Source organism: Mesorhizobium sp. WSM4809, from assembly GCF_055811655.1.
On the sequence record NZ_JBVVQW010000001.1, the window covers coordinates 368,275 to 387,320 of the forward strand.

Here is a 19,046-nt window from a genome sequence, read left to right on the forward strand (position 1 = left end):
ACCTTTGCGATTGGGCAAAGCCTCCGCGACTTTCGTCGGTTCCCTGTCACCATCTGTCACCATTCGTACGTGTACACCGAATCCGCATTGACAGGTCGCTCTTTTCAATTTACGAGTGACGAAAATCGAAATTCATCACTCGTAAATCGATAGAGGATCATGTCCGAAGCCGCCACCATAGTCGCCGAAGCCGCCCGACAGGAAAATGTAACGCGCATTCTCGATTGCGCCGAGCGCCTGTTCCGGCACTATGGCTACGGCAAGACCAATGTCGCCGACATCGCGCGTGAGCTCGGCATGTCGCCCGCCAACATCTACCGTTTCTTCGCCTCCAAGGTCGAAATCCACCAGGCCGTCTGCGGCCGTATGCTCGGCGCCAGCTACAAGATGGCCTACGAGATTTCGCGCCTGCCGATCAGCGCCGAGGAGCGGCTTAGGCGTTACGTGCATGCGCAATACAAGATGACGATGGAGGTCATGCTCGACGACCAGAAGGTCCACGAGATGGTCATCGTCGCCCTCGAACGGGACTGGGGTGTGATCGACAAGCATGTCGACAGCATCCACGACCTGTTTGCGGAGGTGATCCGCGACGGCATCGAGGCCGGTGAGTTCAGACAACAGGACCCGGTGACCGCGTCGCGCTGCTTCGGTGCCGCAACGGTCATCCTGTGCCATCCGCAAATGGTGGCGCAGTGCCTTGCCAAGACCAACCGGGCGATGCCCGACGATCTGATCGACTATGCGATCAGAGCTCTGAAGTAATAGCCCCCGCCAGCCGGTTGTCGACCATTCATCTCCAGTCGGAGTACCAAGATGTCTTTGTCCAATTCCATCCTTCGCAAGCTGCCAGTTGCCGGCCTGATCGTCGCCACTCTCGGGCTTGCCGGCTGCAGCCAGGAAAAAGCCGAAGTCAAGGATATCATCCGTCCCGTCAAGGTTGTCGAGATCGCGAAGGTGCACGACACCCGCACGCTCTCCTATTCCGGCTCGGTGCGAGCCCGCACCGAGAGCGCTCTGGCGTTCCGCGTCAATGGCAAGATCACCGAGCGCCTCGTCGATATCGGCCAGCATGTGGCCGCGGGCGATGTGCTCGCCCGCATCGATCCCATTGACTACGACCTCTCGGTCAAGAGCGCGCAGGCAGCGCTCGATGCCGCCGAGCGGCAGGTCGAGACCGTGGAGCTTGCCCGCAAGCGAGCCGAGCAGCTTTTTGCCAAGAATTTTGCCCCGAAATCACAGCTCGAACAGGCGACCTTGACCTATGACCAAGCGGTCGCCACCCGTGATTCCGCCCTTTCGACACTTGCTCAGGCGAAGAACCAGGTCGGCTATACCGATCTCAAGGCCGACAGGGATGGCATCGTCACCACGGTCAGTGCCGACGTCGGTCAGGTCGTCGGTTCCGGTACGCCGGTTGTCACTGTCGCCGTCGACGGCGAGAAGGAAGTGCTGATCGCCGTCCCCGAAATGGAAATCGCCGAATTCAGGCCGGGCAAGGCAGTCAAGGCGGGCTTCTGGTCCGACGATGCGCTGGCGCTCGATGGCAAGGTCCGCGAAGTCGCCGGTAGCGCCGATCCGCAGTCACGCACCTTTGCCGTCCGCGTCAGCCTGCCAAACGATCCGCGTGTGCTGCTCGGCATGACCGCCAGCATCGAAGCCTCGGCGGCCAATGAGCGGCAGCTGGTCTCGATCCCGCTGAGCGCATTGGCCGAGCAAGGCACCCAATCGATCGTCTGGACCGTCGATCGTGGCGCCGACACCGTTCATGCCCGTCCGATCAAGGTTGCCGAGTTCGCCGCCGATGGCGTGCGTGTTGCAGAGGGTTTGAAACCCGGCGATGTCGTGGTCGCCGCCGGCACGCAATTCATGACCGAAAACCTGAAGGTGAAGCTCGCTGGTGATGCGGCGCTGCAACCGGCATCCGCGGCAGACGGCGACGCCAAGCAGGTGCGCTGACGACAGACAACCGGCTGCGCGTTCCCGCAGTCGTTGGTTTCCGGGCGGCAGGCGCCCGACCGAGACGCTCGATTGATGTAACCCCCACATCGATCTCGCGTCCCACCGCGATGAGTGCTTCTCCGCTCGGAGAGCCTTGCCGCCCGGAAGCCACTATGAAACCTCGATTTTGATGCGCTAGATAGATGGACCAGCGTCGATGACCAATTCCACGGAAGAGAAGCGGCCCTTCAACCTGTCGCGCTGGGCAATCGGCCATCCCGCCATTGCGCGGTTCCTGTTCGGCCTGATCATCATTTCCGGCGCGCTCGGCCTGATGCGTATGGGCCAGAAGGAAGATCCCGATTTCACCTTCCGGATCATGGTCGTCCAGGCGATCTGGCCGGGCTCCTCGATCAAGGAGATGGAAGACCAGGTCGTCAACAAGATCGAACGCAAGCTGCAGGAAACGCCGCATCTCGATTTCGTGCGCTCCTTCACCCGCGCCGGCAGCGCCATCATCACCGTGCAGATCAAGGGCGACACCAACACCGCCGAGGTGACCGACGCCTTCTACCAGGTGCGCAAGAAGGTGGGCGATATCCAGGGCGACCTGCCGCAGGGCCTGCTCGGCCCGTATTTCAACGACGAGTTCGGCGACACCTTCATCACCTTGCATTCGATCAGCGGCGACGGCTTCAGCTATCCCGAACTGAAGAAGTTCGCCATCCAGGCGCGCGACATGCTTTTGACGACGCCCGGCGTCGAGAAGGCCGTCATCATCGGCGACCAGCCGGAAAAGCTCTATATCGACGTCTCGTCCAAGGCCCTGGCCGAACGCGGCCTGACGCTGACCGATCTGCAGAATGCGATCAAGGGACAGAACAATGTCGACCCGGCCGGCTCCGTCGATACCGGCACCAACTCGGTACGCATCTCCGTCGAGGGCGATGTCGGCAAGGTCGAGGATATCCGGAACCTGCGCCTGCGCGCCGGCGGCCAGGTCACAAGGCTGGGCGACATCGCCACGGTGACCTCGGGGCTGGAAGATCCGTTCCAGCGCAAATACCGCTTCAACGGTCACGACAGCGTGCAGTTGGGCGTCGTCATGGCCAAGGGCTTCAAGGTTACCGACGTCGGCAAGGATGTCGAGGCCACCTACAAGCGCTTCGAAGAGGCGCTGCCCTACGGCGTTGCGGTCGACCAGATCTCCGACCAGCCGGGCGTCGTCACCGATGCGGTGGCCGAGTTCATGCATGCGCTCGGCGAAGCGCTGCTGATCGTGCTCGTCGTCTCGTTCCTGTCGATAGGCTGGCGTTCTGGCCTGGTCATCGCCATCGCCATCCCGCTGGTGCTGGCTGCGACCTTCGCCATCATGTACGAACTCGGCATCGACCTGCAGCGCATCTCGCTCGGCGCGCTGATCATCGCGCTCGGTCTTCTGGTCGACGACGCGATGATCGTCGTCGAGATGATGGAGCGCAAGCTGGAGGAGGGGATGGTCAAGGTCGAGGCGGCGAGTTTCGCCTATTCCTCGACCGCCTTCCCGATGCTGACCGGCACGCTGATCACCACAGCCGGCTTCATTCCGGTCGGCTTCGCGGCCTCGACCGCCGGCGAATATGTCCGCACCCTGTTCTATGTCGTCGGCATCGCGCTGATCGTCTCCTGGTTCGTCGCGGTCTATTTCACGCCATGGCTCGGCAATATGATCCTCAAGCAGCGCAAGCATGCCGGCAGCCATCACGATGTCTTCGACACGCGTTTCTATCGCCGGCTTCGTGCTACCGTCAGCTGGGCCGTGCGCCATCGCATCATCGTCCTGGTGATGACGCTGGTCACCTTCGGCACCAGCCTGTGGGCTTTCCAGTTCATTCCGCAGAACTTCTTCCCGCAATCGTCGCGGCCGGAAATCCTCGTCGACCTTTGGCTGCCGGAAGGCACCAGCATCAAGGAAGTCGAGGCGCAGGCCAAGGCGCTCGAAACCAAGATGATGGACGACAAGGACAAGCGTTTCATCGCCACCTATATCGGCGAAGGCGCGCCGCGCTTCTTCCTGCCGCTCGACCAGCAGCTGAGCAACCCCAACTTCGCCCAGCTGCTCGTCATGGCCAATGACGAACCGGCCCGCGAACGGCTGATCGTCAAGTTGCGCACCGTTCTGGCTGAAGACTTCCCATCCATCCGTGCCAAGGTCGATCGTCTGTTCCTCGGCCCGCCGACCGGCTGGCCGGTGCAGATGCGCGTCATGGGGCCGGATCGCCAGGAGGTGCGCCGCATCGCCGACCAGGTGAAGGCGAAGTTCCGTGAGGATCCGCTGCTTGGCGCCGTGCATGATGACTGGCTGGAGCCGGTTCCGGCGATGAAGCTGGTCATCGACCAGGATCGTGCCCGCGCACTCGGCGTCACCTCGCAGCGCATCCGCCAGATGCTGCAGGCGGCAATGTCCGGCGCGCCGCTCGACGACTTCCGCGACGGCGAGGAGACGGTGTCCATCGTCGCCCGCGAGCCGGATGCCAGCCGCAGCCTGCTGTCCTCGGTCGACTCGGTCTATATCCCGACCGACTTCGGTGGCTTCGTGCCGCTGTCGCAGGTTGCCAAGGTGGTGCCGGTGCTGGAGCAAGGCATCGAGTGGCGCCGCGACCGTCTGCCGACCATCAGTGTGCGGGCAACGCTGCCCGACGGCGTGCAGTCCAATGACGTCGTCACCAAACTGTACAAGGATATGCAGGGCCTGCGTGACGGATTGGCGCCCGGCTACAAGGTCGAGATCCAGGGCGGTGCGGAGGATTCGGCGGAAAGCCAGGCTTCGATCGCCGCCAAGGCGCCGATCATGCTGGCCGTCATCGTCGTGCTTTTGATGATCCAGCTGCAGAACTTCGGCAAGGCGATGCTGGTGCTGGCGACCGGTCCGCTTGGCATTATCGGTGCTGCCGCGGCACTCTTGATCAGCGGCGCGCCGTTCGGCTTTGTCGCCATTCTCGGCGTCATCGCGCTGCTCGGCATCATCATGCGCAACTCGATCATCCTGGTCGACCAGATCGACCAGGACATCGCCGCGGGCATGGACCGCTACGAGGCGATCATCGGTTCGGCCGTGCGCCGTTTCCGGCCGATCACGCTGACGGCGCTGACGGCGGTGCTGGCGCTGATCCCGATCTCGCGCGGCGTCTTCTGGGGTCCGCTCGCCTACGCCATGATGGGCGGCATCCTCGTTGCCACGGTGCTGACCATCCTGGTCCTGCCTGCCGGCTACGCCCTGTTCTTCGGCCGGGAGCCGAAGAAGCGCGGGGCGGAGGGGCGGACCGACGATCTGGAACTGAGCCAGGAAGCCGAAAAGCCGCAACTGGCGCTGGCCGCCGAATAGACCGATCACGCCAGTCGAAAAGGATCGGGCGCGCCGAAGCGCGCCCGATCCTTTTCACTTTTACGAGGTCAGATGACGAAGAACCAGTTGGCGAGCAGCATCACCACCACGCCGGCTACCAGGGTCAGGTAGGGCAGTATGCCCGCCTTTTTGACCGAGAGGTCGGCCCCCGTCATGCCGAGATCGGCCAGCATGTGGTCGGGGAACTTGCCCTTGTCCTGGATGTAATGGCGGAAGCAGAACACCGGGATAATCAGGGCTGCCGTGATCAGGCCGGCCCACAGCGCCATCGGGTTCCAAACTTTGGCTCCCGCGCCCATGAAGATCATGTTGACATAGGCGAAGATCGCGCCGACGCCGAGCAACCAGCTCGGTGCTTTCCAAGGCCGGGCGATATGGCCGTTGTCGATGCGGTGGATCCAGCCGGCATTGAGGTTGAGGAAGTTGAAGATGATATAGCCGCAGTTCGACACGGCGAGGATGAAGAAGAAGCTCGTCGCGTCGGCAGAGGCGATGGCCAGCACGATCAGGTTGAAGACGAGATCGGTCCACATTGCCCGCGTCGGCGCGCCATGTTCGTTGACATGGCTGAGATAGCGCGGCAGCCAGCCATCGACCGAGCCCTGGTAGAGCGTGCGTGAAGAGCCGGCCATGGCCGTCATGATGCACAGAACCAGAGCCAGGATCATCAGCATCACCAAAAGGCTGTGGATCAGTGCGCCGCCGCCGACCATGCCGGCCAGCGCGTCGGCGACACCGGAGCCGTCGACGATCGGTGTCGCCAGCATGCCGTTGAGGCCAAGCACGCCCTGGAAGGTGAACGGCACCAGGATGAACAGCAGCATGCACAAAAGGCCGGAATAGAAGATGGCCTTGAACGTGTCGGTGCCCGGGTTCTTGAACTCCGAGGTGTAGCAGACGGCGGTCTCGAAGCCGTAGGTCGACCAGGCGGCGATGAACATGCCGCCAAGCACCAGCGTCCAGCCGGCAATGTTCCAGGCGCCGGGCTCGGGCGCATAGGCGGCCGCCAGCGGCACCAGCGGCGAAAAATTCGCCCAGTTGATCTGGCCGGTGACGATCGGCACCACGCCGACGATCAGCATCGGGATGATGACCAGCAGGCCGATATATTTCTGCACATTGGCAGTGCCGAGGATGCCGCGATGCTGGATGGCGAAGATGATCAGCATCAGCACCGCGCCGATGAAGAAAGTCGCGTTGAGGGTGAACGAGACCGGCCCCAGCGTGTGGCTGTAGAGCGTCCAGTTGCGGATCACCGGCGTTGCCGCGGCGGTCACCGCCGTGATGGCGTCGGCGGCACTCGTCCCGGCATGCGCGGCGATATAGGCGACGACGTCGGGCGAGGCATCGGTGAACAGCGGCACCGGCGCCAACGCGTTGAGGATATAGGCGGCGGCGATCGAGCAGCCGAGCGACAGCACCGGCGACCAGGCGAACCAGTTGCACCAGACCGACAGCGGCGCGATGAACTTGGAATAGCGCAGCCATGCGGTGGCGCCATAGATCGACGCGCCGCCCGACTTGTTCGGAAACAGGCCGGCGATTTCGGCATAGGTGAAGGATTGCAGGAAGCCCATGATCATGGAGAAGATCCAGATCGCGAAGGCCAGCGTGCCGGTCGTGCCGGCAATGCCGCCGATCGAGAACAGGACGAGGGCAGGCACGCCGCTCGCCACCCAGAAGGCGCCGCGCCAGTCGATATTTCGGTGCAACTTGCCTTCGGCAAGCGGCTCCAGGACAGTCGTTATCGTGCTCATATGTCTCTGTTCCCCATTTTGATGTTCCCCGTTCGTGACCGCCGCGGCTTCGCTAGGCTCACCATCGACGCATGCATTGATCGACTGCTGGTGTTTCCACTCAGTCGTATTTTTTTCTTAGGAGTGAAGATTGATCCGGCGCGCTTTCACGTCAAGCGAATTGTCGCGCCGTGCACATCACGCTTGCGAAACATGTCAGCTTCACACTGGCGGGCAGGATTGTTCGGAAAAGGACCAGGGGTCTGGAAACGAAAAAACCGCCGGAGGCGGGTTCCGGCGCAAATCAGCACCATGGACGAATATGTAGCATAGCTGCCCTCAGCAGGTCAAGAAAAAATTCCTATCAGGCTGCCAGCACGGCCTCACTGTCTTGGGAGGAAGGCCGTCAGGAGCGTGGTTTGGTCTTTTGCGGATCGTAGTGAGCGAAGGCGACGACGCGCGCCGGCAGCCGCTTGGCATGGCCGTCGAGCTTGCCGATCTCGACCTCGGTACCGACAGCCGAATGGGTGACATCGAGCCTGGCCAGCGCGATGGTCTTGTTCAGCACCGGAGAACGCATGCCCGACGTGACCACGCCGATCTGGGCGCGGCCGACATGCACGCAGTCGCCATGGCCGACGTCGACATTGGCCTCGATGTCGAGGCCGACCAGCTTCGTCTGCGGGTGCTCCTTGCGGCGGATCAGCGCCTCGCGGCCGATGAAATCGTCGGTCTTGCTCTTCAGCGGCACGGTGAAGCCGATGCCGGCCTCGAACGGATCGGTCTGGTCGGAGAATTCGTAGCCGGCGAAGATCAGCCCGGCCTCGATGCGCACCATGTCCAGCGCCTGCAGCCCCATCGGCTTCAGCCCATGCGGCTGGCCGGCTTCCCAGATGGCGTCGAACACCTTTTCGGCGTCGCGCGGATGGCACCAGATCTCGTAGCCGAGTTCGCCGGTATAGCCGGTGCGCGAGACGACGACCGGAATGCCGTTGCCGCCACCAATGCGGGCGACGGCGAAGCGGAACCATTCGAGCTCGTCGATCGACGGCTGCAATGGCGAAGTCCAGATCACTTCTCGCAGGATGTCGCGGCTCTTCGGACCCTGGACGGCGACGTTGTGCATCTGGTCGGTTGACGAGCGCACCAGCACGTTGAGGCCGAGCTTCGTCGCCGTCTCGCGCAGCCATTCGCCGGACAGATCGTCACCGCCGACCCAGCGGAAATTGTCCTTGCCGAGCCGCAGCAGCGTGCCGTCATCGATCATGCCGCCATGCTCGTAGCACATGGCGGAGTAGACGACCTGGCCGACGCCAAGCTTCTTGACGTCGCGGGTCAGCGTGTATTGCAGCAGCGCCTCGGAATCCGGGCCGGTAACCTCGAACTTGCGCAGCGGCGACAGGTCCATGATCACCGCGTCCTGGCGGCACGCCCAGTATTCCGCGATCGGCCCGTCCTTGGCGAAGGAATTGGCGAGCCAATAGCCCCTGTACTCGCCGAAGTTGCGGGTGTGCTTGGCAAAGCTCGAATGAAAAGCTGTCTCGCGGGTCATTTTCTGTTCCGAATCGGGCGTCATGCGTCTGGCGATCGCTCGCGAGAATTTGTGCTGGCCGGAATAGGTCCGCACATGGATGTCGGTCGGGTTCCAGCCATTGGCCGGCGTCGTGTCGTCGGGGCAGGCGGAGGACACGCAGACGATGTCGGTGAGCGCCCTGAGCAGCACATAGTCACCCGCCCGCGACCACGGCTCGTCGGACACCATGACGCCATGCGCGTCGATCGCCGTGTTGAAGAAGAAGTTGATCGCCATCCAGCCCGCGCGGGGATTGACGCCCTTGCCGGCCAGAGCGCCGTTGAAATTCTCCGAGCAGTTGGTGTGGCCGGGATAGCCGATGTCGTCGTAATATTTGGCGGCGCAGGCGAGCGCGAAGGCGTCGTGCCGGCCGCATGTGTCCTGCACCACCTCGACCAGTGGCTCCATGTCCTGGTCAAAGTATTTGGAATGCAGGCCGGGCATCGGGTAGCTCGCACCCATCAGCGTGCGAGTCGTCGTCACGTCGAGCGGATGATCCAATCCCCTGTCCAGCTTGTGCGCCGAAAAGCACTGGAAATCGGTGCACTGGCGCCCGTCGACATCGATGATCTGGAGATAGTCGCCAGCCTTGACGAAATAGGATTCCGCCGTCGCCGAATGGACGCGCAAATCGAGAACCGGGTCGGCCAGCGGATCGGCCAGTAGCGATTTCGCCGCCGGGCGGATCGTGGCACGGCGAACGATGGCAATCAGCGGCGTCGCCGTGTCGTGGCCATCGACCAGCATCGGCCCGCCGGGGGCCGCAATCAGCATCGCGCCATCGCGCGCGACGGTGAAAGCCTGTTCGGTGCCGGCGGGCGTCGCGCCGCCGAACACGCGAACCGCCTTGGCATGGTCAAGCTGCACCTGCCGGCGCGCGAGCCCGCTCCGTAGCGATGCGAGGCTGTCGTCGTCCTCGGCCAACAGCGCCTTGATGCCGGCAGCGTTGCTGTTCGATGTTTCACCGAAAATGCCGGGATCGGTCGCGCCGGTCCTGTCCCAGGCCAGCAACTCGCAGGCCTGGCCACCCTCGACATTGCGCACGGTGATCGTGTCGCCGGCCTCGATATCGATGAGCACCGCGCCATTGCCATGGATCGTATAACGCTCCATGCCCGGCGGCAGCGTGATCTGGCCGGGCCTCAGGATGAGGCTCGGCCGCGGCGGTCCGGCAGCAATTGCGGGGTAGGGCGACTGGCTCATTTCAGCCTTGCGGTTCGAGAAACAAGTTTGCCTGTGTGTGAAATTATTTTAGCGGTAAGAATAGCAGTGCGCGTGCGTTTGGCAAGGCGAAGGTGGCGTTTCGGACGTAGTCGGCTCAGGTTGAATTTCGCCAATCAGCCTTGTCTCCGAACGTCGGCGCCGCCCCTCATCTGGCTGCCGCCATCTTCTCCCCGTAAACGGGGCGAAGGGCGCTGTCGTCATCGGTTTCGCCAAGTGCCGACGCTAAGGAGATGGCGCGGCATTGCAGCCAGCGTCTTTTCGCCCCGTTTACGGGGAGAAATGCCCGGCAGGGCAATGAGGGGCAGCGCCGAGATCTACAATTAGCGACCTAAACTCCGTCAGAGTGGCTGATAGCAACTCCGTACTCCGCACCCGAATCCAGCACCGTATGCCAAAGGCTTTCGGCGAAGGTCGCAAACACCAGAAGGTTGAACACCGCCTGCCCATCCGGCCGATCGCCGCCGCGCCAGAGCGTGACGCTGGTGTGATCCATCGATGTCGCGGCGGCGGCGCCGACCGGGAACGTCGTTGGGTGCAAGTCGATCGAAGACAGTTTCGCCAGCATGGTGCGTGCCTTGACGCCCGAAATGCTGATCAAGACCCGTGCATGCGACTGATCCGACAGCGAGGCGGAGCCGGAGAATGCCGGCGTCAACGTCTGCGTCGTGTGCTTGCCGCCGTTTGACAGAACGAAGAACTGATCCGGCCCCGACCAGATCAGCGTGGCATCCGGAGTCTGTACCGCCTTCGGCGCATCCGGTGGCACCGCGCCGAAACGGGCCTTGGCCGCTTTCGCCAGATCAGCCCCTTGGCCGCGCCGCGCCATCACCTGGACGAGATCAAAATTGCGAATCTCGGTCAGCGAGACGCCGGCCTCGATACCGCGTGCACCATGCACGCCGGCAACAAGCGCCTTTTCAAGGGGACTGTGGGGAGCCCAGGAAGAATCAACCACGCTGGCGCCCTCCATCCGGATCGTAGAAGACGGGATTGCAGAGTTCGACATCGTAGTCTTCGCCGCGCAACGGGTCATGCGCATGCACGATCTCGCCGATGCGTTCGCGGCCGCGTTCGACAAGCGCGAGCCCGATCCACTGATCCAACGTCGGCGAGAAGCAGACCGAGGTGACATAGCCCTGGTCGTTGCCGGGGCCGGGTGTCTGTCCCTTCGGGATGATGTGTGCGCCGGAGCGCAGCCGGCGTGCCTTGTCCGTCGGCTTGATGCCGACGACGACCTGCCGGTCCGGGGCTACCAGCGCCTCGCGTCCGGCCATGACGCGGCCGATATAGTCTTTCTTGGTCGACATCATCTTGCCCAGGCCAAGATCGGCCGCCGTCGTCGTGCCGCTCAGTTCCGGTCCGGCAATGTGGCCCTTTTCGACGCGCATGACGCCGAGCGCCTCGGTGCCGTAAGGCGTCACGCCGAACGGCGCGCCGGCCAGCATCAAATTGCGCGCCATGGCATCGCCAAAGCGCGCCGGCACCGAAATCTCGAAAGCCATCTCGCCTGAGAACGAGATACGGAACAGCCGTGCCCTCAGGCCGCCGCGGAGTGCTACTTCGCGCGCGCCCATGAATGGAAAGCCTTCGTTGGAAAGGTCTTCGACCGGGTCGACGATTTCCCTGAGCAGATCGCGTGTCTTCGGCCCGGCGATCGAGAATTGCGCCCACTGGTCCGAGACGGAAGTGAGCTGCACGTCGAGCTCCGGGAACAGCACCTGGCGGCAGAATTCGAGATGCTGCATCACCAGCCCGGCCTTGGCCGTGGTGGTGGTCAGGAAGTAATGATCCTCGGCCAGCCGCGATGTCGTGCCATCGTCATAGACGATGCCGTCCTCGCGCAGCATGAGCCCGTAACGCGCTTTTCCCACCGCAAGATTGGAGAAGGTGTTGATGTAGACGCGATCCAGGAAAGCGCCGGCATCCGGGCCGTGCACGTCGATCTTGCCGAGCGTCGAGACATCGCAGAAGCCGACGCCGCCGCGCACCGCCTTGACCTCGCGGGTCACCGATTCCAGCCAGTCCTTCTCGCCGGCGCGAGGGTACCATTGCGCACGCTTCCACAGGCCGGTGTCGACGAAGACGGCGCCCTGTTCGGCCGCCCAGTGATGCGACGGCGTCAGCCGTGTCGCATGGAACGTCTCGTCGCGGTGATGGCCGGCGACGGCGCCGATGGCGACCGGCACGTAAGGCGGCCGGTAGATTGTCGTGCCGGTCTCGGGGATCGAACGGCCGCTGACCGCGGCCATGATGGCAAGGCCGGCGACATTCGAGGTCTTGCCCTGGTCGGTCGCCATGCCGAGCGTCGTGTAGCGCTTCAGGTGCTCGACCGATTCAAAGCCTTCGCGCTGCGCCAGTTCGATGTCGGAGGCGGGGACGTCGTGCTGGTAATCGACAAAAGCCTTGCCCTTGCCGGCGACGTGCCATAGCGGCGTCAGCGAGAATGCCTCGTCGTCGGCGGCAGGCGCGATACCCACTGTGTCGCTATGTCCCGTGTCACGCGCCGCTGCCGCGCCGGCGGCAAATCCCTGGCTCAGGCAGGCGCCGAGGCCGAAATCGCCATTGGCGGCACCCGCGGCGACCATGCCGGGAGGCGCGCCGTCCGGCACGAAGGCAGATATGTCGTTCTGCCATTTCGGCCGGCCACGATGGTAGGAAGTCAGCCCGACCGCCGGGTTCCAGCCGCCGGAGACTGCGAGGCCGTCCGCTTCGACCTCGGCGCGCGCGCCACCGGTCAGCGAGACCGCGATTTTCCTGACGCCATCCTTGCCGCCATCGACCCCGCTGACGGAACCATGCAGCACCGGGAAGCCACCCTTGGAGGCCAGCGAACGATGCGCCGGCGACACTTCGGACCGTGCATCGATGACCGCCGCGATCTGCAGGCCGGCACCGAGTGCAGTCTCGACCGTGCGCCAGCCATCCTCATTGTTGGTGAACAGCGCGAGGCGCTTTGCCGGTGTCGCCGCATAGCGCGCGACATAGGTGCGCATGGCGGACGCCATCATAACACCGGGCGTGTCGTTGCCGGCAAAGACGATCGGCCGTTCGATGGCGCCGGCCGCGACAACGCAGCGCTTCGCCACGATCCGCCACAGCCGCTGGCGCACCTGATGCTGAGGCGGCGAGGGCAGGTGGTCGTTGACCCGCTCGATCGCGCCATAGGTACCGCCATCATAGACCCCGAACAATGTCGTGCGGGTCATGATGCGGACATCGGGCATATCGGCCAATTCAGCCAGCGTCCGCGACAGCCATTCGGCTGCCGGCACACCATCGATCGTGCCGCCATCCGACAGCAGGCGGCCGCCGGGGACAAAATCCTCTTCGCACAGGATGACGCGGGCACCAGCGCGGCCGGCTGCCAATGCCGCGGCCAGACCGGCCGGACCTGAACCGGCGATCAGCACATCGCAATGCGCCCATGCCTTGTCGTAGTGATCGGGATCGGCGATGCCTGAGGCACGGCCGAGGCCGGCGGCGCGGCGGATCGCCGGCTCGTAGATCGCTTCCCAGAACTTCGCCGGCCACATGAAGGTCTTGTAGTAGAAGCCGGCGACGAAGATCGGCGCGAACAGCTGGTTCACCGACATCACATCGTGGCGCAGCGACGGCCATCGGTTCTGGCTGGCGGCCTCGAGCCCGTCATAGAGTTCGGCTGTCGTCGCCTTGGTGTTCGGCTCGCGCCGTGCGCCGGTGCGCAGCTCGACCAGCGCGTTGGGTTCTTCCGAACCAGCGGTGAGAATACCGCGCGGGCGATGGTATTTGAACGAGCGGCCGACCAGCTTGACGCCGTTGGCGATCAGCGCGGAGGCGAGCGTATCGCCCTGGAAGCCGAGGAAAGCCTTGCCGTCGAAACGGAAGTTCAGTGGCACCGAGCGGTCGATGAGACCGCCGGAGGTGAGACGGTGGGATTGGCTGGAAGTCACGATTGCCGACCCTTCGTCGCTTCGATGTCATGCGGCAGCGTCGAGCCGCCCCTCATCGCCCTGCCGGGCACTTCTCCCCGTATAGTGACGGGGAGAAGGACGCTCTCGTCCGCGATTTCGCCAATCATCAACGCTGCAGGAATAGCGGCCAGGTTGCGGCCAGCGTCCCTCTCCCAGTCTCTATACGGGGAGAGGATGCCGGCAGGCAGGTGAGGGGCGGCGCTGACTTGCACAAGAAAATTCATTTCGCGACCTGCCTCGCACCCACGCCAGCCGCCGGCTCAACGGCGGAAATCTCGTGCGTCAGCGTGTTGCGGGTGACCTTCAGCCAGGCCCGGCAGCCGCCGCCATGGTACCAGTATTCGCTGGTCTGCCCGGCGACATTGTCGCGCAGATAGACATAGTCGAAGACCTCGTCTTCCGAGGCGCCGGCTTCGGGGCGCACCGGCTTGGCGTCGCCGAGATAGGTGAACTCGCCGAGTTCGCGTTCGCCGCAGAAGGGACAGACAATGCGCATGCTGTTCTAGACCGCCTTCAATGCAGGTTCGGTTGGGCGCCCTGGCCCTTTTCGTCGATCGTGGCGCCAGTTCGGAACCGATCGAGGCGGAACCGCGCGGCTTCTTCGTGCGATTCATCGCGGGCCAGAAGATGGGCAAAGACAAAGCCGGAGCCTGGTGTCGCCTTGAAGCCGCCATAGCACCAGCCAGCGTTGATATAGAGCCCGTCGACCGGGCTCTTGTCGATGATCGGCGAGCCGTCCATCGACATGTCCATGATGCCGCCCCACTGGCGCAGCAGGCGCACGCGGCCGATCATCGGCATAAGCGCCATGCCGCCCTCGCAGACGTCCTCCATCACAGGCATGTTGCCGCGCTGGGCGTAGGAATTGTAGCCGTCTATATCGCCGCCGAAGACCAGCCCGCCCTTGTCCGACTGGCTGACATAGAAATGGCCGGCGCCGAAGGTCATGACACCAGGGATAAGCGGTTTGATCGCCTCGGAGACGAAGGCCTGCAGCACATGGCTTTCGATCGGCAGGCGCAGGCCGGCCATTGCCGCGACGCGCGACGAACTTCCGGCAACAGCCATGCCGACCTTGCCGGCGCCGATCTTGCCGCGCGATGTCTCGACGCCGGTCACCTTGCCATTGGCGTCCCTGACGAAGCCGGTGACTTCGCAATTCTGGATGATGTCGACGCCGAGTTCGCTCGCCGCATGGGCATAGCCCCAGATAACAGCATCGTGCCGCGCCGTGCCGCCGCGCCGCTGCAACAGCCCGCCTTGCACGGGAAAGCGCGCATTGTCGAAGTTCAGGAACGGTATCATCTTCTTGACCGCGGCGAGGTCGAGCAGTTCGGCGTCGATGCCGTTGATGCGCATGGTGTTGCCGCGCCGCGCATAAGCGTCGCGCTGCGCGTCGGAGTGGTAGAGGTTGATGACGCCGCGCTGGCTGACCATCGTGTTGTAGTTGAGGTCCTGCTCCATCCGCTCCCACAGCTTCATCGACAATTCGTAGAAGCCGGTATTGCCGGGCAGGCCGTAATTGGAGCGGATGATGGTGGTGTTGCGGCCGGCATTGCCGGAGCCGATCCAGCCTTTTTCGAGTACGGCGACATTCTTGATGCCGTACTCGCTGGCGAGAAACCAGGCGGTGGCAAGTCCGTGGCCGCCGCCGCCGATGATCACCACGTCGTAGCGATCCTTCGGCGTGGCGTCGCGCCAGGTGCGCTGCCAGTTCTTGTGGCCGGACAGGGCGGCGCGGGCGAGCGAGAAGATCGAATATTTCATCAGTTCATTCCGAGGTCGCTCGCACCGCGCTGGTGGTCAGATATCCAGCGTGTGGTCGCGCTCCCATTGCGTGAAGTGCGAAGCATAGGAATTCCATTCCTGGTGCTTCAGCTTTAGGTAGGCCGACGAGAATTCCTCACCCAGCGCCGCCTTGAGCGATTTGTCCTTGTCGAACTCGCGCAAGGCGTCGAGCAGGTTGAGCGGCAGTTTTGGCGCGCCCTTCACCGTGTGCCCATGCTGGTACATGTCGATGTCATAGCGCTTGCCGGGATCGGCCTTCGAGCGGATGCCGTCGAGGCCGGCGGCGATGATAACCGCCTGCAGCAGATAAGGGTTGGCAGCACCATCCGGCAGCCGCAGCTCGAAGCGGCCGGGGCCGGGCACGCGCACCATGTGGGTGCGGTTGTTGCCGGTCCAGGTCACCGTGTTCGGCGCCCAGGTGGCGCCCGAAATCGTGCGTGGCGCGTTGATGCGCTTGTAGGAATTCACCGTCGGGTTGGTGATCGCGGCAAGCGCGGAAGCATGCTTCATGATGCCGCCGAGGAAATTCCGGCCCTTGGCCGACAGGCCGAGCTCCATCGCTTTGTCGGCGAAAACGTTGGTCTTGCCCGATTTGTCCCAGACCGAGATATGGGCATGGCAGCCATTGCCGGTCAGGCCCTGGAAGGGTTTGGGCATGAAAGTCGCGCGCAGGCCGTGCTTCTCGGCGATCGACTTGACCATGAACTTGAAGAACGAGTGCTTGTCGGCGGTCGCCAGCGCGTCGTCGAAGGCCCAGTTCATCTCGAATTGGCCGTTGGCATCCTCGTGGTCGTTCTGGTAGGCGCCCCAGCCGAGCGCCAGCATGTGGTCGCAGATCTCGGCGATGACGTCATAGCGGCGCATCACCGCTTGCTGGTCGTAGCAGGGCTTTGAGGCCGTGTCGTATTCGTCGGAAATCGTCTTGCCATCCGGCGAGATCAGGAAGAACTCGGCCTCGACGCCGGTCTTGACGTGCATGCCGTCGCTGGCGGCCTCTGCGATCAGCCGCTTCAGCGTGTTGCGCGGCGCCTGGTCGACCTCCTTGTCGTCCATGATGCAGTTGGCCGCGACCCAGGCGACCTCAGGCTTCCACGGCAGCTGGATCACCGAATCCGGATCCGGCACCGCCAGCATGTCGGGATGTGCCGGCGTCAGGTCCAGCCAGGTGGCGAACCCGGCAAAGCCGGCGCCGTCCTTCTGCATGTCGGCGATTGCCTGCGCCGGCACCAGCTTGGCACGCTGGCCACTGAACAGGTCAGTGTAGGAAATCATGAAATATTTGACGTTTTTCGCCCTTGCGAATTCTGCAAGATCAGTTGCCACGCTAGTTCCCCATTTTTATCGATTGTTGTTCCCGAGTATGCGGGAGTCGGCCCTTCGTTGATCAGAAGCCGTTCTTCCCCGGTATCCAGTTGGTGCCGGCCAGCGGCACGCCGGCCATGGCGGCTGCCTCGATCGTCAGCGCGACGAGGTCCTCGGGTTCAAGATTGTGCAGGCTGTTCTTGCCGCACGCACGCGCGATGGTCTGCGCTTCCAGCGTCATCACCTTGAGGTAGTTCGCCAGCCGGCGCCCGGCAGCCACCGGGTCGACCCGCTTCATCAATTCCGGGTCCTGCGTGGTGATGCCGGCGGGGTCGCGCCCCTCGTGCCAGTCGTCATAGGCGCCGGCCGTGGTGCCGAGCTCGTTATACTCGGCCTCCCAGCGGGGATCGTTGTCGCCGAGCGCGACGAGGGCAGCCGTGCCGATCGAGACCGCGTCGACGCCGAGCGCCAGCGCCTTGGCGACATCGGCGCCGTTGCGGATGCCGCCGGAGACGATCAGCTGCACCTTGCGGTGCATGCCCAGATCCTGCAGCGCCTGTACCGCCGGCCTGATGCAGGCAAGCGTCGGCATACCGACATTTTCGATGAACACTTCCTGGGTGGCGGCGGTGCCGCCCTGCATGCCGTCGACGACAACGACATCGGCGCCGGCCTTCACGGCAAGCGCGGTGTCGTAGTAGGGCCGGGCGCCGCCGACCTTGACGTAGATCGGCTTTTCCCAGTCGGTGATCTCGCGCAGCTCGAGGATCTTGATCTCGAGATCGTCGGGGCCGGTCCAGTCGGGGTGGCGGGAGGCCGAGCGCTGGTCGATGCCTTTCGGCAGCGTGCGCATTTCGGCGACGCGATCCGAAATCTTCTGGCCAAGCAGCATGCCGCCACCACCCGGTTTGGCACCCTGGCCGACGACGACTTCGATCGCATCGGCGCGGCGCAAATCGCGCGGGTTCATGCCGTAGCGCGACGGCAGATATTGATAGACCAGCTGCTTTGAATGGCCGCGCTCTTCCTCGGTCATGCCGCCGTCGCCCGTCGTGGTCGAGGTGCCCGACAGGGTCGCGCCGCGCCCGAGTGCCTCCTTGGCGGGGCCTGACAGTGAGCCGAAGCTCATGCCGGCGATGGTGATCGGGATCTTCAGCTCGATCGGCTTCTTGGCATGGCGAGAGCCGAGCACGACTGATGTGTCGCAGCGCTCGCGATAGCCTTCGAGCGGATAGCGCGAGATCGATGCGCCGAGGAACAGAAGGTCGTCGAAATGCGGCAGCTTGCGCTTGGCGCCGGCGCCGCGGATGTCATAGATGCCGGTCGCCGCGGCACGGCGGATTTCGGAAAGCGTATAGTCGTCGAAGGTCGCGGATTTGCGCGGCGTCGTCGGAGGGTTGCGATAGGTCATGCTGCCTCAATACGCGTCGGCGTTGTCGATATTGAAATTGTAGAGCGTGCGCGCCGAGCCGTAGCGCTTGAACTCCGACGGCTTGACGCCGGTGACACCGGCGCGGTCGAGCAGGCCTTGCAGCAATTCCAGATGCTCAGCCCGCATCTCCTTGGCGATGCAGTCGGCACCCAGGCTGTCGACCTTGCCGCGCACGAAGAGCCGCGCCTCGTAGATGGAATCGCCCAGCGCGTCGCCGGCATCGCCCAGCACCACCAGATTGCCCGACTGCGCCATGAAGGCCGACATGTGGCCGATATTGCCGTGCACGACGATGTCGATGCCCTTCATCGAGATGCCGCAGCGCGACGAGGCATTGCCTTCGATGACCAGCAGGCCGCCCTTGCCGGTGGCGCCGGCATACTGGCTGGCGTCGCCTTTGATGGTGATCGAGCCCGACATCATGTTCTCGCCGACGCCGGGACCCGCCGAGCCATGCACGGTGATGGTGCTGCCGGAATTCATGCCGCCGCAATAATAGCCGACGCTGCCACGCACATCGATGGCAACAGGCTGGTCGACGCCAACGGCGACCGAATGGCTGCCTTTCGGGTTCAGCACTTCCCAGGCCGTTTCATTCGAGCCGGGCGACAGATTGTGCAGCGCCTGGTTGAGTTCGCGCAGCGACGATTGGTCAAGATCGAAGACCCGAGGGTCATGTGCTGCGGTCTTTGAAAGCGTGGTTGCCGACATGAAT

At 63.7% G+C, this 19,046-nt stretch carries 12 protein-coding genes; 3 read left to right on the plus strand and 9 right to left on the minus strand.

Features of this window, described 5'->3' with window-relative positions:
- Positions 1–159 precede the first annotated feature (159 nt).
- From AC0L24_RS01570 to AC0L24_RS01580, 3 genes are all read left to right on the plus strand, one after another.
- Positions 160–765, plus strand: coding sequence for a TetR/AcrR family transcriptional regulator (locus AC0L24_RS01570; protein WP_027036073.1), 606 nt, complete (start codon positions 160–162; stop codon positions 763–765).
- Positions 766–816: 51 nt separating this feature from the next.
- Positions 817–1,959 (plus strand): efflux RND transporter periplasmic adaptor subunit, encoded by a 1,143-nt coding sequence (locus AC0L24_RS01575; protein ID WP_473563355.1) that lies wholly within the window; start codon positions 817–819, stop codon positions 1,957–1,959.
- Between the two features lie 199 nt (positions 1,960–2,158).
- Positions 2,159–5,305, plus strand: coding sequence for an efflux RND transporter permease subunit (locus AC0L24_RS01580; protein ID WP_127328496.1), 3,147 nt, complete (start codon positions 2,159–2,161; stop codon positions 5,303–5,305).
- A 68-nt stretch (positions 5,306–5,373) separates the two neighbouring features.
- Here AC0L24_RS01580 and AC0L24_RS01585 read toward each other — a convergent pair whose 3' ends face one another.
- From AC0L24_RS01585 to AC0L24_RS01625, 9 genes are all read right to left on the minus strand, one after another.
- A complete protein-coding gene (locus AC0L24_RS01585; protein ID WP_127811064.1) occupies positions 5,374–7,083 on the minus strand; it encodes an APC family permease in 1,710 nt (569 codons plus the stop codon).
- A gap of 385 nt (positions 7,084–7,468) precedes the next feature.
- Positions 7,469–9,838, minus strand: coding sequence for a DUF1989 domain-containing protein (locus tag AC0L24_RS01590; protein ID WP_127811063.1), 2,370 nt, complete (start codon positions 9,836–9,838; stop codon positions 7,469–7,471).
- A gap of 349 nt (positions 9,839–10,187) precedes the next feature.
- Positions 10,188–10,829 (minus strand): sarcosine oxidase subunit gamma, encoded by a 642-nt coding sequence (locus AC0L24_RS01595; protein WP_164874020.1) that lies wholly within the window; start codon positions 10,827–10,829, stop codon positions 10,188–10,190.
- Positions 10,807–13,788, minus strand: a complete 2,982-nt coding sequence (locus AC0L24_RS01600; protein ID WP_473563356.1) for a sarcosine oxidase subunit alpha — start codon at positions 13,786–13,788, stop codon at positions 10,807–10,809. The genes AC0L24_RS01595 and AC0L24_RS01600 overlap by 23 nt, the downstream gene beginning before the upstream one ends.
- Before the next feature lie 241 nt (positions 13,789–14,029).
- Positions 14,030–14,305, minus strand: a complete 276-nt coding sequence (locus AC0L24_RS01605; protein ID WP_127811059.1) for a sarcosine oxidase subunit delta family protein — start codon at positions 14,303–14,305, stop codon at positions 14,030–14,032.
- 17 nt (positions 14,306–14,322) lie between these two features.
- Positions 14,323–15,576 carry a sarcosine oxidase subunit beta family protein gene (locus AC0L24_RS01610; RefSeq protein ID WP_127811058.1) on the minus strand — a complete coding sequence of 418 codons (1,254 nt, stop codon included), beginning with the start codon at positions 15,574–15,576 and terminating at the stop codon, positions 14,323–14,325.
- Positions 15,577–15,612: 36 nt separating this feature from the next.
- On the minus strand, positions 15,613–16,920 hold the full coding sequence (gene glnT, locus AC0L24_RS01615; protein ID WP_127811057.1) for a type III glutamate--ammonia ligase: 1,308 nt from the start codon (positions 16,918–16,920) through the stop codon (positions 15,613–15,615).
- 61 nt (positions 16,921–16,981) lie between these two features.
- Positions 16,982–18,310, minus strand: a complete 1,329-nt coding sequence (locus AC0L24_RS01620; protein WP_127255237.1) for an FMN-binding glutamate synthase family protein — start codon at positions 18,308–18,310, stop codon at positions 16,982–16,984.
- A gap of 6 nt (positions 18,311–18,316) precedes the next feature.
- Positions 18,317–19,042, minus strand: coding sequence for a GltB/FmdC/FwdC-like GXGXG domain-containing protein (locus AC0L24_RS01625; protein ID WP_127811056.1), 726 nt, complete (start codon positions 19,040–19,042; stop codon positions 18,317–18,319).
- Between the last annotated feature and the right edge of the window lie 4 nt (positions 19,043–19,046).

Excerpts from the sequence above, each read along its gene's own strand:
- AC0L24_RS01605 (WP_127811059.1), bottom strand. The coding sequence starts at position 14,305 with ATGCGCATTGTCTGTCCCTTCTGCGGCGAACGCGAACTCGGCGAGTTC.
- AC0L24_RS01595 (WP_164874020.1), bottom strand. The coding sequence starts at position 10,829 with ATGGAGGGCGCCAGCGTGGTTGATTCTTCCTGGGCTCCCCACAGTCCC.
- AC0L24_RS01625 (WP_127811056.1), bottom strand. The coding sequence starts at position 19,042 with ATGTCGGCAACCACGCTTTCAAAGACCGCAGCACATGACCCTCGGGTC.
- AC0L24_RS01620 (WP_127255237.1), bottom strand. The coding sequence starts at position 18,310 with ATGACCTATCGCAACCCTCCGACGACGCCGCGCAAATCCGCGACCTTC.
- AC0L24_RS01610 (WP_127811058.1), bottom strand. The coding sequence starts at position 15,576 with ATGAAATATTCGATCTTCTCGCTCGCCCGCGCCGCCCTGTCCGGCCAC.
- AC0L24_RS01570 (WP_027036073.1), top strand. The coding sequence starts at position 160 with ATGTCCGAAGCCGCCACCATAGTCGCCGAAGCCGCCCGACAGGAAAAT.
- AC0L24_RS01590 (WP_127811063.1), bottom strand. The coding sequence starts at position 9,838 with ATGAGCCAGTCGCCCTACCCCGCAATTGCTGCCGGACCGCCGCGGCCG.
- AC0L24_RS01575 (WP_473563355.1), top strand. The coding sequence starts at position 817 with ATGTCTTTGTCCAATTCCATCCTTCGCAAGCTGCCAGTTGCCGGCCTG.
- AC0L24_RS01580 (WP_127328496.1), top strand. The coding sequence starts at position 2,159 with ATGACCAATTCCACGGAAGAGAAGCGGCCCTTCAACCTGTCGCGCTGG.
- AC0L24_RS01585 (WP_127811064.1), bottom strand. The coding sequence starts at position 7,083 with ATGAGCACGATAACGACTGTCCTGGAGCCGCTTGCCGAAGGCAAGTTG.